We start from the raw sequence: 15,530 nt of genomic DNA on the forward strand, positions 1-15,530 counted from the left end.
AGGAGTCACCCATGGTCACCCGCCCCACCGAGCCCGCCACCGGCCGCGCAGCCCCGCCCCCCGGCGTGACCGAACCCCGCTGCACCCCCCGCCGCGCCTGGCTGATCACTGCCCTGATCGTGGCCTTCATGGTCATCAACTACGCCGACAAGTCCGTCCTGGGCCTGGCCGCCGTCCCGATCATGGACGAACTCCACATCAGCAACAGCACCTACGGCCTGATCTCCAGCTCCTTCTATCTCCTGTTCAGCCTCTCCGGACTGCTCGTCGGCTTCGCTTCGTCCCGCATATCGAGCCGGATGCTCCTGTTCACGCTGACCGTCCTGTGGGCCGTCGCCCAGCTGCCGGTCCTTTTCGTGGCAGCCGTGCCCACGCTCATCGCCGGCCGGGTGCTGCTGGGAGCCGCCGAAGGGCCCGCGGCCCCGATGTCCATGCACGCCCTGTACAAGTGGTTTCCCACCACCAGACGCGGACTGCCCTCCGCGCTCCAGATCGGTGGGGCAGCTCTCGGCACACTCATATCGGCGCCCCTGCTCACCTGGCTCATCAGCGACTTCGGCTGGCGCTCGGCGTACGCGGTGCTCGCGCTGGTTTGTGTCGTCTGGAGCCTGGCCTGGCTCGGGCTCGGTCACGACGGCCCTTTCGGGCAGGACGGCTCCTCCGTACACGCCCCCGAACCCGCGGCCGCCGCAATCACGCCGTCGGGCCGTTGCCTGCCCTACCGCAGACTCCTGCTGAACGGGACCGTACTCGGCTCCATAGCCAGCGCTTTCGGTGCCGCCTGGGCCCTCTCACTCAGTCAGGCATGGCTCCCCGCCTATCTGAGAACACAGCTGGATATGACGCCCGCCCGCGCGGCCACCACCATCAGCGTCATCTCCGCCTTCAGCCTCGTCCTCCTGCTGACCCTCTCCCCACTCGTCGACGCCCTGAAATCGCGCGGGGTGTCCAGCCGCTGGTCCAGCGGTGTCCTCCAGGGCGCTGCCGTGGTCGTCGCAGGTACCGCGATGGCCGTCTTCCCCTTCGTCGATGCGTCCGGTCCGCGCCTCGTGCTGATCGGGGTGGCCTTCGGCGGACACGCCATCGCCATCCCCCTGCACTACATGACCACCGCGGAAGTCGTGCCCCCGCGCCAACGAGGAGCACTGTTCGGCATCGTCGCGGCCACCGGCACGCTGCCCGGCCTCGTCGCACCCTTCCTCACGGGCCGCATCATCGACACCGCAGGCTCGGAATCGGCCGGTTACCTCGTGGCCTTCCTCATCGCCGCCGCGGTCATGCTCACCGCCGGGGGCTTCGCCATCGCCGCCATCCGGCCCGAACGCGACGCCGTACGGCTCGGCATCCATCACCCGGACCGCGGGGAATCCGGCACGCCGGAATGATCCACCAGGGGGGAGACGCGTTTCAGGCCGTCAGTGCCGTACGGTCGATGCCGAGTTCGCGGGCGAGGGCCTCGTCGGTCCAGGCCAGCATCGTGGCCCGGGAGAGCGGACCCGCGTACGACGTCATCTGTACGGCCAGGCCATCCAGCAGGGCGGTCAGCCGCCAGGCCACGGACATCGGGTCATCGCAGTGGAACTCACCGGCGGCGGCGCCCTCTTCGATGACCTCGGCCAGCTCCGCCTTCCACTGCTGGTCGAGATCGCCGGCCACATTGCGCAGCGCCGGGTCGCGCAGCGAGGCCGCCCAGCCCTCGATCCACAGCCGCCAGCCCTTGGCCTGGCCCGTCGGGGCGTACCAGCGGACGGCGGCGCGCAGCCGCCGTACCGCACTGGTGCGGCGGCTCAGTAGCTTGCGCAGATGGGCGAGGTCGGCCTCGGCGGCATGCGCGAAGGCGGCCGCGACCAGCTTCTCCTTGGTCGAGAAGTGGTAGAGCACGAGGGCATTGCTCACACCGAGCACGGCGGCCACGTCGGCGATCCGTACCGCTGCGACCCCCCGCACCTCGATCTGTTCGACGGCAGCGCGCAGGAGCTCCTCACGCCGTTCCGCCACGCTCAACCGCACTCTTGCCACGGCGTCACCCTAACGAATGAGCGGGGCCCGGGAAGGCCAGGGGCGGAGCCGAGTACGGCCCCGCCCCTGTTCATCCGACGCCCGGGGCGCCGGCCTGCACCGTCAGCACCAGATGTCGGCGCAGCCGGAGTTGTACGCGTCGATCAGGGTCTCCGTCAGCGAAGCACCTGAGGTGTCCGTGACGGTGGACTTCAGATCGACCTTGCCGGTCCCGAGGGCCGGCACGGTGACCTTCCAGCGGCCGTCCGCCCCGCGGGCCGCCGCGGCCTGCTTCCACTCGGTGCCGTCCGTTGTGTACCAGACCTTCAGTGAGGCGATGGGAAGCGCCTTCCGGCTGCCCTGCGCGGAGAGACCGACCGTGTAGTCGAGCGGTTTCGCGGGGTCGGCCGCGTTCTCGCCGGTGAGCGGCAGCCGGTAGTCGAGGTCCAGCAGCCGGGCCGGTGCGGCCGACTTCTCGTGCCCGGAACGCAGACGCCACTCGCTGGTGACCTTGGTCCCGAGCATCCAGGTCACCGGATCCGGCGACGTACGCGTGGCATCGACGGTCAGCCGGTACCAGCTCTCCTTGCGCGGCAGGTCGAACGTGGCGCGACCCGGTGCGGCATTGCGGGCCAGCACCTTTCCGCTGTCGTCCGCCAGGACCGTGCTCCCGCTGTCCGCACCCGGTGCCGTCTCGGCCCGGTGACCGCCCGCGTCGGAGAACACCGGGAGTGCCACCTTCAGCTTGTCGCCCTCCCTGACGACCTGGGCGGCACCGGCCTGCTTGCCGAGCGCCGGGTTGAAGGGGGCGGACATCCAGTCGTCCCGGTAGTCACCGTCCTTGCGGTACACGGTGGGCGGACCGCTCAGCGTCCCCAGCGGGTAGACGCGGTCGCCGACGTCGTACTGGTAGTGGAAGGTCGCCGTCGTCCACGCCACGTCCGGGGAGAAGTACAGTGTCTGCTCGGACGGCGGACGGTAGCGGGTGACCTGCTGATAGAGCGTCAGTCCGTGCCAGGTGGTCCAGGCGTACATGCCCTTGGGGTCGGACGGGTAGCCATGGGTGCGCTGTGTCGTCCGCACCTCGGCCAGCTCGGACCGCCGGTCGAACCAGTCGGCCCCGGCCGGGACCCGGCCGTCGACCGAGTGGTGCAGATAGTAGGCGTCCGCCCCGGTGCTGACGCCGTCGAGCGTCAGTGTCAATGGGCCCTCGGCCAGCCGGTCCCGCAACGTGGGCAGGCTGGCCTGGTCCAGCCGGAGTATCGGTGTCGGCCGGTAGACGGTGAGTCCGTAGCCGACGTACATGATGGCGGCCGTGCCCGCGTCGGACAGTCTCTGGTAGAGAGCGTTGTTGATCGAGGACTGGCTGGTCGCGGGCGTCCACAGCACGATCTTGCCCTTGAGGTCCATCGCCGCCGGGTCGGTGTCCGCCCCGGTGCCGATGTCGACGACCTCGCCGGTGGCGGTGCCCAGCCAGCGGTAGATGCTGTACTGCGACAACAGCAGCTTCAGCGCGTTCGGCGAGGAGCCGGGCTCGCGTGCGTCGACCTCACGCTGCTGCCAGCTCAGCCCGCCGAAGAAGGTCAGCCCGTCCAGTGCCGCCCCGGTGGTGGGCACGGCCTCGACGCGGTACTGGCCGGCGGAACTCGGCGCGATCAGACCGTTGTCCGCGGCGCCGGACCCGGTGTCGATCCGTGAGGCGATTCCGGTGGCCGACTGGAGGGTCACCCGGGCGGACCCGTCGTCCACCCCGATCCGTACCGGCTTCGCGCCCTTGGTGTCCAATGCGACCGAGGTGTCCTGATCCACCGTCATGCGCCGGGCGAAGTGGATCGCCGTGCTGCCGACGACGGTGTTGCCCACCTTGTCGTACTCCCAGGTGTGCCCGAAGGCCCGGTAAGTGCCGCGCGGCAGCGTCACCTTCTTCGGCGTGGCGCCCGTCAGCCCGATCATCTGGGACGCGCCGGTCTTCTCGTTCTGCAGAACCACACCCGTCGAGGTGGCCTCGCTGCCCTCACGCGGTGCGGGTCCGGTCAGGGTGAGGGTGTACGTCTCCGGATCGGCCTGGATCGAGACGGGCACGGTCGCCCGCCCGCCTCCCGGCCAGGCCGCCGTCACGGCACCGCCGTACGTCGTGCCCGCCTCGACCCGCGACGGTTCGAGCGTGACCGTCGAGACGGCGGAGGAACGCGCCGGCACGGTCAGCGTCCGCGCGTCGAGACGCACCGCACCGCCCTGCCCCGCGGAGAGCCTCAGCCTCACGGGCTTGTCGGTGGTGTTCGTCCAGGTCAGCTCACGGCTCTGGGGCTCGGTGGAGACGTTCGGGTACGTGGTGTGGGCGGCCAGCGTGGCGGGTTCGGCGACCACTGCGGTGGCCAGTGCGGCCGGTACGTCGGTGAGGCCCGAGCCGCTGTCGGAGACCGTCGCGCCGTCCACCGGCGTGGCGCTGCCGATCAGAGCCGCCTTCAGCCGGTCGCCGGACCAGTCGGGGTGCCGCTGCGCCAGCAGGGCCGCGGCGCCCGCCACATGCGGGCTCGCCATCGACGTGCCGGAGAGCGAGGCGTACCGCTCGGTGACGGCGGCGTCGTCAAGTGTGCCGGCGGCACGCGCGGCGACGATGTCACTGCCGGGGGCGGAGATCTCCGGCTTGACGGCGGGCCGGCCCTGACGCGGCCCGCGTGAGGAGAACGCCGACATCTCGCCGGACTTGGTGACCGAACCGACCGTCAGAGCGGCGTCGGCGGCACCGGGTGCGCTGATCGTCCGGTCGCCGCTGTTGCCCGCGGCGATCACGAAGAGCGTGCCGTGCTCGGCGGAGAGCTTGTCGACGGCGGCCGACAACGGGTCGGTGCCGTCGGACGCCACGGTCGAGCCGAGGCTCATGTTGACGACCTTGACGTCCTGGTCGACGGCCCACTGCATGCCCGCCAGGATCCAGGAGTCGTAGCCGTAGCCGTCGTTGTTGAGTACCTTGCCCTCGACGAGCTCCGCGCCCGGTGCCACACCCGCGTACCGGCCCTCGGAGGCGGCCCCGGAACCTGCGATGATCGAGGAAACATGGGTGCCGTGGCCCTGCATGTCCTGCACGTCGCCGTCTTCGGTGAAGTCCTGCGAGGCGACGACGGCGCTCTTCAGATCGGGGTGGTCCCGGTCGTAGCCGGTGTCGAGAACGGCAACTCTGGTGCCCTTCCCGGTGATCCCGGCACGATGCGCCCGGTCGGCGCCGATCTGCGGTACGGACCTGTCGAGCGTGGCCCGCACCCTGCCGTCGAGCCAGACCTTGCCGATGCCCTCGGTGCGGGCCCGCGATTCCGTGCCGAGCTGCTTCCAGACGGTGTCGGCCGACTTCTTCGGCACCTTCAGCGCGGTGGTCTGCGTGGTCGGGAAGGCCGCGGCGACCCGTGCGCCCTTCGGGGCGTCGGGGCTCTGGGGCGACGATGCGGCACCGCCGACGAGGATGCGCAGCGAGTCCGTATCGGCATCCGCGTAGCCCGAGGCGACGAGCTCGGTCACATCGAACAGCCGCTGGTCCACACGGCCCCGGGAGATCTGGCCCATGGCGTCGATCGGCACCGCGTACTCGTGGCCCCCGGCCCGGAAGCGGGTGAAGCCCATGCCCTCGCGGCCGGTTCCCGGCACGATCGAGCTGATCTGTACGCCGTCCCCACGGCCGGAGTACGTCACCACATCGCCGGTCAGCAGGGTGACGGTGCTGTTCCCGCCGGCCGTTCCCGGGGATGTGGACGGGGCGGCGAAGGCGGGTGTGTCGTCGGCGGCGGCGGCGGGCAGTGTTCCACCGGCAAGGGCGGCGGCAAGCGCGGTGGCGCAGACCGCCGCCCATCTGGTCCGTCTCATTCTCACCTCGTGAACTCGTGTGTTTTCAGGGGGTGGTGAGGCGAGAATGTCAGGAGCATGACGGATTGGGGCTGGGTCGGGGCTGGCGGATAGCTGCCATGGCAGCAATCCGCCGTACACGTGGACGGTCGGCCGGAACAGCCTGGGCCGGCAGCGCAGTCGGGCTCAGCGGTACCAGCCGAACCGCTGCGCCATCATCGGCAGCCGGTCGGCGACGATGGCATGGGCGGCGGCCCGCGGGGTGCAGTCGTCGGCCTCGGCGCGGGCCAGCATCAGGTCGATCAGGGCCCGCATCGAGCGGCGGGTGTGTCCGAACGCCTCGTCGGCGTCAGCGCCGATGTCACCGAACAGCGTCCACCACCACCAGGCGTTCGTACCGGAGTTGACGACCACATCCGGCAACACCGTGATCCCGCGCGCCGCGAGCAGTTCCTCCGCCTCCGCGAGCACCGGCATGTTCGCCGCCTCGACGACCCAACGGGCCTTAATCCGCGCCTGGTTGGCGGTATCGATCGCGTACGAAACGGCTGCCGGTACCAATATCTCGGCCTCCTGCTCCAGCCATGCGTCAGCAGGCAGCTCCCGGTCCCCGTCCCGCAGCGCGCCGCGATCCACCGTTCCGTACCCGTCCCTGGCGGCCAGCAGCGCCTCGACATCCAGGCCGGCCGGATTGGCGATCGTGCCCTTGACGTCGGCCACGGCGACCACCGTCAGCCCGGCCCGCGCCAGGAACCGCGCCGTAGCCCCGCCCATGGTGCCGAGCCCCTGTACGGAGACCCTGGCCTTCCGGTACGGGACGCCCGCCCGGTCCAGCGCCGCGAGCGCCGATTCGGCGACACCGCAGCCGCCGACCAGTTCGTCGAGCCCGATGCCGTCCACCTCGACAGCGAACGCGTCGGCGAGACGCTGCCGGGCCGCCGTCTCGTCGTCGAGCAGGGGATAGACGGCCTGGATCGAGGAGACGAGCCCGGCCTCGGCCGCCGCCCGGTCCACGATGTCCTGGGTGAGCCCCAGGTCCTCGCCCGTCGTCCACACGTTCTCGATGTACGGGCGCACGGCCCGCAGATAGCGCACCAGAACGCCGTAGGCCTCCGGGGCGCGCGGGTCGCAGTCGATGCCGCCCTTCGCGCCGCCGAGCGGTATGTAACGGGCCCCCGTGTCATCGGCGTTGAAGTGGAGGGCCTCCTTCATCGTCATGCCGCGGGCCAGCCCCGCGACTTCGTCGAGCGTGCAGCCCGCCCGCATCCGCAGCCCGCCGCTGGACACGCCGCGCACCAGCCGGTCGACGACCAGGTGCCCCTGGCGGCCGGTGATGTGGTCGGTCCAGGTGAGCGAGATCAGGGGGGCGGACGGGGCGGTGGGGCGGGACACCGCAGGTGTCGTCATCGGGGGGTCTCCTCGGTCACAGCGATCACGGTGGGCCCGGGGGTGGTCAGGGCCAGGGACAGGGCGCGGGCAAGCGCCTCAGGGGTGTCGGCGCGGGTGCCGTGGCCGCCGTACGCCCGCGCCAGCGCGGGCAGGTCGACGGACGGCAGATCGACGCCCGTGGGGGTGTCGCCGCGCGCAGTCATTTCGTCGCGGATCTCCCCGTAGCCCCCGTTGTCGAACACCACGAGGGGCAGCGGCAGTCGCAGCTGGGCGGCCGTGGCGAGCTCCTGCACGGAGAACTGCAGCCCGCCGTCTCCGCTGAGTGCCACGACCTGCCGGTGCGGGTACGCGGTCTTCGCGCCGATCGCCGCGGGCAGCGCGTAGCCGAGGGTGCCGAAGCCGGTCGGGTGCAGATAACGCCCGCGCGGGCCGACGGGCAGGTGGGGCAGGGCGCCGTAGTAACAGCACTGCGCACTGTCCGAGGTCCAGATCGCGTCGGCGTCCAGCACGGCCCGTGCAGCCCGAAGGTACGGCACCCAGCGGGCGTCGCGCTCCGCGGTCTCGGCGTCCCGCGCGGCGCGCAGCGCCCGCACCGCGGCGGCACCCTCCCGCACGCCCGGTTCCCCGGTTGTCTCCTCCAACGCCTCCCGCAGCGCCTCCAGCGTGGGGCGCGCCGCGCCGACCAGCGCCAGATCGGCGGGCAGTCCCGCGTACATCTGGGCGGGGTCGATGTCGAGCCGGATCAGCGTGCCGCCCAGCGGCGGCGGCGCGGACCACAGATCGGACTCGGCCAGCTCGGTGCCGACCGCGAGCACCGCATCGCAGTCGGCCAGCCACTTCTGCACGGACGGGCTGTGCAGCGACACCCCGAGCGACAGTGGATGCGTCTCGTCGACGATCCCCTTGCCGTTGGCGGTGGTGACGACCGGGGCGGCCAGAGCCTCGGCGAGCGCCCGGCACCCGGCGGACGCGGACCGAGCCCCTCCGCCGAGGACCACGGCGGGCCGCCGGGCCGAGCGAAGGATCCGGGCCGCGTCCCGGAGCGAGGGCCCGGCCGGGCCCGGGGCGGACAGCGGTGGCGTGAGCCGCACCGGTCCCGCGGGCTGCGCCGTCTCCAGCAGATCCAGCGGTACCTCGATATGGACCGGGCGCGGCCGCCGGGTACGGAACAGGGTGAACGCACGCGCCACCGCCGAACCGATCTCCTCGACCGTCGACACCCGGTGGCTGAACGCCGCGACCGCGCGCAGTGCCTCGGTCTGGCTGCGCATCTCGTGCAGCAGACCGGTCGGCTGCCGGGGGTGGCACAACGGCATCCCGGGCGACACGACCAGCAGCGGCACGCTGTCCGAATACGCCTGACCGACCGCTGCCGTGATGTTGAGCAGGGCCGGCCCGGTGGTGGTGATCGCCACCCCGGGCCGCTCGGTGACCCGCGCGTACGCATCCGCCGCGTATCCCGCGCCCTGTTCGTGCCGGGGCGTGACATGTGCGATGCCGTACGGGGCCAGATGCCGGTAGATCTCCAGGTTGTGCGTGCCGGGAATTCCGAACGCCCTGGTGACCCCATGCGCCGCCAGGGCACGGACCACGGCTTCGCCGCCGGTCAGCGACGCATTTCCCAGCTGTTCGAGCACGCCGGCTCCCTCCATCGACAGGCCGATAGCAACAGATCGATTTACTGAATCGCCGGTCAGTATCGAGAGGCGGTGGCACCCCTGTCAATGCGGCCACTGCTGAATCGTCGTTCAGTGGTCGGACCGCATCGCTCGGCGGCCTGCGGGACGTTCCACCGTGCACCGGTCCTTGAAGCCCTGGCTGGTCAGACGGAGAGCGGAATTGGTGCGGGAGCGCAGTTCCCCACCGCGATCATGGTCGTGAGATCGACGAGCGGCGCCTCGCCGAGCGTAGTCCGCAGCCGCTCCTGATCGATGACGGACAGGGGTCCCCCGGATGTGACACGGGAGTACGGCCGAATGCGGAATCCTGTGGCGGGCAGGGACGTTGGATTCGGCATGACGGGATTCGATGCACAGCAGGAAGCGCTGCTCGGGCTGCTCGGCGAGGAGAGCGGCGGCGTACTCGTGACGCTCAAGCGGGACGGCAGGCCCCAGCTGTCCAATGTCAATCACTTCTACTACCCCGACGAGCGCATCGTCCGCGTCTCGATCACCGAGGACCGGGCGAAGACGAAGAACCTCCGCCGTGACCCGAGGGCGAGCTACCACGTCACCAGCGCGGACCGCTGGTCGTGGACGGTCGTGGACGGCACGGCCGAGCTGACCCCCGTCGCCGCCGATCCGCACGACGCGACGGTGGAGGAGCTGATCACGCTCTACCGCGACGCCCAGGGCGAACACCCCGACTGGGACGACTACCGCGATGCGATGGTCCGGGACCGCCGCGTCGTGCTGCGGCTGCGCATCGAGCACGCGTACGGGCAGCCGCGTGGCTGATGGAGCCCGGTCCGGCGATCATCCCGTCGGACGTTCCGCTCTCGCACTGTCGTACCCCCCGCCCATAATGAGACGACACCGACTCCCTGCAGGAGATGCTGTGACCGGCGCTGACCCCTTGCCTCCGCTCCGCACCCGGCTGCGTTCGCTGCGCCCCGCCGCATTCGGCGCCGATCCGGGCGGTGCCCGCATGGAGCGCATCCGCCGCTCGCCCAACTTCGCCGACGGCGTCTTCCAGAACCCGGTGGGGGCACGGACCCGGCCGTCCGGATCCACCCTGGAGTTTGCGAAGGTCTATTTCCGCAAGGAGGAGCGGGCGCGCAGGGCGCCGGTCGGCACCATGCCCGTCCACGCCACCACCTACGCCGACCTCTCCGAGCCGCCCGCCACCGGGCTGCGGCTCACCTGGATGGGCCATTCCAGCGTGCTCGCCGAGATCGACGGCCGACGGGTGCTCTTCGACCCGGTGTGGGGCGAGCGCTGTTCGCCCTTCGCCTTTGCCGGACCCAAGCGGCTGCACCCCGTGCCGCTGCCCCTCGCCGCGCTCGGACCCGTCGACGCGGTGGTGATCTCCCACGATCATTACGACCACCTCGACCTGCCGACGATCCGCGCCCTCGCGGGCACGGACACGGTCTTCGCTGTCCCGCTCGGCGTCGGCGCCCATCTGGAGCGGTGGGGCGTGTCCGCCGACCGGACGCGCGAACTGGACTGGAACGAAACCACGAAGGTCGCCGGGATCAGCCTGACTGCCACCCCGGCCCGGCACTTCTGCGGCCGCGGTCTGCGCAACCAGCAGCACACGCTCTGGGCGTCCTGGGCCGTCGCGGGGCCGGAGCACCGGATCTACCACAGTGGTGACACCGGCTATTTCCCCGGCTTCAAGGACATCGGCGCCGGACACGGCCCGTTCGACGCGACGATGATCCAGATCGGCGCGTACTCCGAGTACTGGCCCAAGAACCACACGGACCGTACCCCACTCCCCGGTGGGTGGCCCGACATACATATGACGCCCGCTCAGGGGATCCAGGCGCACCTTGACCTGCAAGGGGGCAAGCCGCACGGCGTCATGATGCCCATCCACTGGGGCACCTTCACCCTCGCCATGCACCCGTGGGCGGAGCCCGGCGAGTGGACTAAGGACGCCGCCGAGGAAGCCGAGCAGCCGGCCGCATTTCCCCGGCCGGGCGAGCCCTTCGAACCCGCGGGAACGCTTCCCCTCGATCCCTGGTGGCGGTCCGTGGCTGCTCCGATCGCACACCCCTGGCGCCGCAGCGAGGCAACGGACGTTGCTCAGGGTCAGGACAATCGCGATCTTGATCTTGCGGGTGAGCGGTGACTCGGGGCAGGGATGAAAGCCTGAACGCAATGACGCAGGCGTTCGCCAAGTTGACGGAGGCCGAACAAAGGCAGGCGATCCAGGCGCTCGACGGTCCCCCTCGACGGGGGAGGGCTGCTGAGGCACGGCAGTACATCCCACTGCCCACTTCACGAAAGCCATCCGGCATCCAAGTCGAGACACGGATCGTCAAGTCCTGACACCGAGGCCCCACCCTTCCGGCCAAGACGGCGGGGTGGGGCTTCCGTGTTTCTAACTTGATCTTTAACCTGTGCGGCGTGGACGCGGGGTTGTTGACTTCTTCGTCCGTCGTTTTGCGGGGCCCGGTTTGCCGACTGTGTGCACGTCATAGCGTGGAGTGGGCCGGGTGTTCTTACGACCGGATGGCCGGCCCGGGCCGGGGCGGGAGGATTTCGGTGCTCCGGCAGGACAGGCCGCCTTCGGGCGGAGGTGCCGGAAATCGCGGCGGACTCGGGCGGGAGTGAGCTTGTCGGACGGGCTCGGTCTCTCCCACGGCCGCCGTAGGAAGCCACACCCGACGTCCCTGGGGCGGTCAACCATACGAAGGGCTCGCCACGTCCCGCAGAACAACATAGGGAAGCGTGACAGTTCCGCAAACGGATCCTGCCGGACAGCAGAGTCGTGCCGTCCCCGGACTCGGATGGTCTCATCATCGGGATGTTCGGTGTATCTTCTGCGCTGAACGGCGGCGAACGGACAGGGAGGTGTCGCGGATCGTGCGGTTGACACGGGCTCAGCAGCAGGAGCGCACGCGCGCGGCCGTACTCGCCGCGGCGAAGGCGGAATTCACCGAGCGCGGATACGTGGCGGCGAAGGTGGACGAGATCGCCGAGCGGGCCGAACTGACGCGTGGCGCGGTGTACTCGAACTTCCCGAGCAAACGCGCTCTCTATCTGGCGGTGCTGGTCGACATGGTCGAGCGCAGCGCCACGGCTGAGCACAGCGGCACCGCGGAGCGGAGCGGCACGACAGAGCAGAACGCCATCGCGGAGCGTGGCGCCACCAACGCGGTCCCGCCGCCTGCAGCGCCCTCCGCGGCGTCCATCGCCGACGCATTGGGCGCATTCGCCCGGACCTGGCTCGAACGAATGCCCCTGGCCGACGGCACCCCCTCCTTCGGCCGGGTGCATCTCCGCTCGCAGGCCGGGGTTCTCGACGACGAACCGATCCGCGACGCGTTCGGACAGGTGACCCACCTCGAGGCTCTGCTGCTGGCACTCGCGCTCGAGTCGCACGCGCCCGCCGACGCCCCGTCCGTGCGCCAAGTCCGGCGGGCCCAGCTGGTCCTGAGGCTGCTGGAGGGCCCGGGCGCCTCGGCGGATCCGGCGCTCGGCTTCGGCGACCCCTTCGACATCGTTCAGGCCTGCGCGCATCTGGGCGGGCTCACCCTCGCCGACACCTGGAACCCTCCGCACCTGCCCTACGTCCCGCCGGCCCGAGCCTGCCGGGACCGCTGGTCCCCGCCGCAGGAGCTGCAGGATCTCATCACGCACCGCCCCGTCGGCTTCGCCGAGGATGGGGTGATCACGCTCCTGGGCACCAACCGCCTGAAAGCCGCCGAGGAGGCTGTCCGCGCCGCACGGACCGGCGACCGGATCACCGTGGTCGTCACCACGGCGGACCCGGCCGAGACCGGCCGCCTCGTGCAGCTGAGGGCCGGTGACTTCGCCCGGTGCCTGCGGCGCGTGTTCGAACCCGGCGCCTGGCCACGCCTCCGCCTCGTCCTGGACGAGCGCGGTCTGCTGGCGTCGGCCGTCGGCGTACCGGATGCCGACGACGCCACCGAGTACGCGGTACGCGTGCAGCACGGCACGATCGTCACCCGAGCCCAAGGACCCGGTGCCGCCCATGGAGCGGCCACCTTCGATCTCACGACCGCAGATGTCTCCCACACCACACCCGATGGGGCCGCGCCATGACCCAGCCTGTTTCGTCCCACGCGACCAGCACCGACCTGCTGGTGCTTCACACCCTCCGCTGCATCGGCTTCTCCGGCCTCTCCGGGGTGGCCAGGGCTTCGGGACTCCCCGAGTCCGACGTCGAATCGGAACTGATCGACCTCGCTGTGGCCGGACTCGTCACCCATGCCGCGGGCGACTTCGGCGGATGGGGCCTTACGGAGGAGGGCCGAGCCGCGGACGCCGAGCGGATCGCCGACGAGTTGGAGGAAGCCGGAGCCCGGGCCCGACTGACCGCGGCGTTCGACCGGTTCCTGGTGCTCAACCCCGAGCTGCTCGATCTCTGCACGGCATGGCAGACCCGCACCGTAGACGGCTCCATGACGATGAACGACCACAGTGACCCCTCCTACGACGCCCGGGTGCTCGACCGGTTCACGGAGTTCCACCAGCGTGCCGAGCCCCTCTGCGCCGAGCTGTCCGCGGTGCTGCTCCGCTTCCAGCGCTACCCCGTCCGGCTCGCCGACGCCCTCGCCCGGGCGAGGGCCGGCGCTCTGGAGTACGTGGCGGACAGCACGTCCTCGTATCACACCGTGTGGTTCCAGCTGCACGAGGACCTGCTGGCCACCCTCGGCATCCCGCGCCATTGAATCCGCCGCCCGCCACCCCGCGCATGGCGCAGGACCCGCAGCCGAATCAGCAAAGGCGACGCAGAGATGACCACGCGATGACCTGGATTCACCCGATTTCGGCTGAGGTCGAGGAGACGGCGGAAGTCCTCGGCGGCAAGGCACTCGGTCTCGTCGTGCTCCGCCGTCTGGGACTGCCCGTGCCGCCGGGCTTCGTCATCAGCACGGAGGCGTGCCGCGCCTTCCTCCGTACCGGACGGCTGCCCAGCGGCCTCGATGCCGAACTGGCGGCCGCCGTCGCCGGCCTCGAAGCCGCCACGCACCGCAGGCTCGGCGGTCCACGGCGGCCGCTTGCGGTGTCCGTCCGCTCCGGCGGCAGCGTGTCGATGCCCGGCATGATGAGCACCGTCCTCAACCTCGGGCTCACCACCGAGGCGACCACCACCCTGGCCGACGAGACGGGCGACCTGCGGTTCGCACTCGACTCCCGGCTGAGGTTTCTGACCAGCTTCGCCTCCGAGGTCGCCGGCGTGGGCCCGGAGAGCCTGGCGGGCATCGACCGTGCGCTCGCAGGACAGGACACCGACACGAGCCGCCTCGCCGAGGCGATCCAGGACGTCGAGCAGCTCATCGCAGAACGCAGCGGCGACAGCGTGCCCGAGGACGCCACCCGCCAGTTGGAGCTCGCCGTCGAGGCCGTGTTCTCGTCGTGGAACACACCGCGCGCGAAGACCTACCGCGAACTGCACGGCGTCCCGCACGACCTCGGCACCGCCGTGACCGTACAGGCGATGGTGTTCGGCAATCGTGACCAACGCAGCGGGACGGGCGTCGCGTTCAGCCGTGATCCCAACACCGGCGAGCATGTCCCCTTCGGTGAGGCCCTGTTCGGCCGCCAAGGCGAAGACGTCGTCTCGGGCGCGTCACTGACCGAGCCCCTGAGTGAACTGGCCGACCGGGAACCCGAGGTGTGGACCCGCCTGCTGTCTGCCCTGACCCGGATCGAGGAGAACTACCGCGACGCGTGCTACGTCGAGTTCACCTTCGAGGCGGGCGAACTGTGGATCCTGCAGGTGCGCCGCGGGCGGTTCGTCGGGCGCGCCGCAGTCCGGGTCGCGGTCGACCTGGCCGACGCGGGAACGATCGGGCGCGACGAGGCGCTGCTCCGCGTTTCACCGCAGCACCTCACCCACGTACGTACGCCTCGGATCACGGCGATCGAACCCCGCGACCTGTTCACCCGAGGGCTGGGCGCCTCCCCGGGAGTCGCTGTCGGCCAAGTGGCGACCACCGCCGACAGCGCGGCCCGGCTCGCCGCCAGAGGGCCGGTCGTCCTGCTGCGCCCCGAAACTTCCCCGCTCGACATGCACGGCCTGGCCGCCGCCGCCGGGGTGGTCACCGCTCGCGGCGGCCCGACGAGTCATGCGGCCGTGGTGGCGCGGTCGATGGGGAAACCCGCCGTCGTGGGTGCCGCGAACCTCACCGTCGACGCCGCCGACGGCTGCGTCCGGGCCGGCGGACGCACCCTGCCCGAAGGCACCCTCATCGCCGTTGACGGAACGGGCGGAGAGGTCGTCGTCGGCGAGCCCCGCATCGCCGCGTCCTCGACCGACCCACAGCTGCACCGGCTGCTGGGCTGGGCCGACGACGTCGCGGGCGACAGGACCACCGGCCGCAGCGAATCCGAACGCCTCACCTCGGCACAGGCCGCCCTCCGGCGGACCGGCGACGGACCGGAGAGCTGACGGCGTTCATGCGGGGCGCGCGAGACCCGGTCGGCGTGAACGCCCTTCACCACCGGTGGACGAAGAGCGTTCCTGGTTCCTGCAACCTAGGGAATCCTGGTTCTCCTGGATCCTCAAGTCGACTGCTCGGAGGCATCGTTGTGATCCAGGAGGCCCGACACACAACAGAGGAAGGGGAGGGCAGGTCGGCTGCGCGGTACGGGCGATCCAGGCTCCTG

The 15,530-nt window shown here is 70.9% G+C and carries 11 protein-coding genes and 1 pseudogene; 6 read left to right on the top strand and 6 right to left on the bottom strand.

All coding sequences use genetic code 11. The annotated features are described in order from the left end of the window. Positions 1-11: 11 nt before the first annotated feature. The gene (locus tag ACZ7IB_RS13175) at positions 12-1,385 is read left to right on the top strand and encodes an MFS transporter (protein WP_470912250.1); all 1,374 of its coding nucleotides are present in this window, start codon (positions 12-14) and stop codon (positions 1,383-1,385) included. Between the two features lie 22 nt (positions 1,386-1,407). Here the strand turns inward: ACZ7IB_RS13175 and ACZ7IB_RS13180 are convergent, their stop codons facing one another. The 5 genes from ACZ7IB_RS13180 to ACZ7IB_RS13200 form a co-directional block, all read right to left on the bottom strand. Then, positions 1,408-1,998, bottom strand: a complete 591-nt coding sequence (locus ACZ7IB_RS13180; protein ID WP_470912486.1) for a TetR/AcrR family transcriptional regulator — start codon at positions 1,996-1,998, stop codon at positions 1,408-1,410. 123 nt (positions 1,999-2,121) lie between these two features. After that, entirely contained in the window at positions 2,122-5,853 is a 3,732-nt protein-coding gene (locus ACZ7IB_RS13185) for a S8 family serine peptidase (protein ID WP_470912253.1), read from the bottom strand. 165 nt (positions 5,854-6,018) lie between these two features. After that, the gene (locus ACZ7IB_RS13190; protein ID WP_470912255.1) at positions 6,019-7,239 is read right to left on the bottom strand and encodes a Glu/Leu/Phe/Val dehydrogenase dimerization domain-containing protein; all 1,221 of its coding nucleotides are present in this window, start codon (positions 7,237-7,239) and stop codon (positions 6,019-6,021) included. Then, on the bottom strand, positions 7,236-8,858 hold the full coding sequence (locus ACZ7IB_RS13195; RefSeq protein ID WP_470912256.1) for a 5-guanidino-2-oxopentanoate decarboxylase: 1,623 nt from the start codon (positions 8,856-8,858) through the stop codon (positions 7,236-7,238). The genes ACZ7IB_RS13190 and ACZ7IB_RS13195 overlap by 4 nt, the downstream gene beginning before the upstream one ends. A gap of 185 nt (positions 8,859-9,043) precedes the next feature. Next, complete coding sequence (locus ACZ7IB_RS13200; RefSeq protein ID WP_470912258.1) at positions 9,044-9,238, bottom strand: hypothetical protein; 195 nt, start codon at positions 9,236-9,238, stop codon at positions 9,044-9,046. Between ACZ7IB_RS13200 and ACZ7IB_RS13205 the strand changes: the two genes are divergently transcribed. Further along, a complete protein-coding gene (locus ACZ7IB_RS13205) occupies positions 9,237-9,677 on the top strand; it encodes a PPOX class F420-dependent oxidoreductase (RefSeq protein ID WP_470912259.1) in 441 nt (146 codons plus the stop codon). The two genes, ACZ7IB_RS13200 and ACZ7IB_RS13205, sit on opposite strands and share 2 nt — an antisense overlap. 100 nt (positions 9,678-9,777) lie before the next feature. Continuing rightward, positions 9,778-11,019 (top strand): MBL fold metallo-hydrolase, encoded by a 1,242-nt coding sequence (locus tag ACZ7IB_RS13210; RefSeq protein WP_470912261.1) that lies wholly within the window; start codon positions 9,778-9,780, stop codon positions 11,017-11,019. A 264-nt stretch (positions 11,020-11,283) separates the two neighbouring features. Here the strand turns inward: ACZ7IB_RS13210 and ACZ7IB_RS13215 are convergent. Further along, positions 11,284-11,541, bottom strand: a pseudogene (locus ACZ7IB_RS13215) (NF041680 family putative transposase); the annotation flags it as partial. Positions 11,542-11,756: 215 nt separating this feature from the next. On the opposite strand from ACZ7IB_RS13215, the gene ACZ7IB_RS13220 reads away from it, so the two are divergent. The 3 genes from ACZ7IB_RS13220 to ACZ7IB_RS13230 all read left to right on the top strand — a co-directional run bounded on the left by ACZ7IB_RS13220 (position 11,757) and on the right by ACZ7IB_RS13230 (position 15,312). Further along, positions 11,757-12,959: a TetR family transcriptional regulator gene (locus tag ACZ7IB_RS13220; protein ID WP_470912263.1), complete on the top strand. Its 1,203-nt coding sequence runs from the start codon at positions 11,757-11,759 to the stop codon at positions 12,957-12,959. Beyond that, positions 12,956-13,588 (top strand): transcriptional regulator, encoded by a 633-nt coding sequence (locus tag ACZ7IB_RS13225; RefSeq protein ID WP_470912266.1) that lies wholly within the window; start codon positions 12,956-12,958, stop codon positions 13,586-13,588. The genes ACZ7IB_RS13220 and ACZ7IB_RS13225 overlap by 4 nt, the downstream gene beginning before the upstream one ends. Positions 13,589-13,665: 77 nt before the next feature. Continuing rightward, entirely contained in the window at positions 13,666-15,312 is a 1,647-nt protein-coding gene (locus ACZ7IB_RS13230; RefSeq protein WP_470912268.1) for a pyruvate, phosphate dikinase, read from the top strand. The last annotated feature ends 218 nt before the right edge of the window (positions 15,313-15,530 follow it).

Source organism: Streptomyces sp. NPDC037301, assembly GCF_055602785.1.

What these genes read in the sequence shown, in the direction of transcription:
- ACZ7IB_RS13190 (WP_470912255.1), bottom strand. Translation starts at nt 7,239, where the DNA reads ATGACGACACCTGCGGTGTCCCGCCCCACCGCCCCGTCCGCCCCCCTG.
- ACZ7IB_RS13230 (WP_470912268.1), top strand. Translation starts at nt 13,666, where the DNA reads ATGACCTGGATTCACCCGATTTCGGCTGAGGTCGAGGAGACGGCGGAA.
- ACZ7IB_RS13205 (WP_470912259.1), top strand. Translation starts at nt 9,237, where the DNA reads ATGACGGGATTCGATGCACAGCAGGAAGCGCTGCTCGGGCTGCTCGGC.
- ACZ7IB_RS13225 (WP_470912266.1), top strand. Translation starts at nt 12,956, where the DNA reads ATGACCCAGCCTGTTTCGTCCCACGCGACCAGCACCGACCTGCTGGTG.
- ACZ7IB_RS13200 (WP_470912258.1), bottom strand. Translation starts at nt 9,238, where the DNA reads ATGCCGAATCCAACGTCCCTGCCCGCCACAGGATTCCGCATTCGGCCG.
- ACZ7IB_RS13185 (WP_470912253.1), bottom strand. Translation starts at nt 5,853, where the DNA reads ATGAGACGGACCAGATGGGCGGCGGTCTGCGCCACCGCGCTTGCCGCC.
- ACZ7IB_RS13175 (WP_470912250.1), top strand. Translation starts at nt 12, where the DNA reads ATGGTCACCCGCCCCACCGAGCCCGCCACCGGCCGCGCAGCCCCGCCC.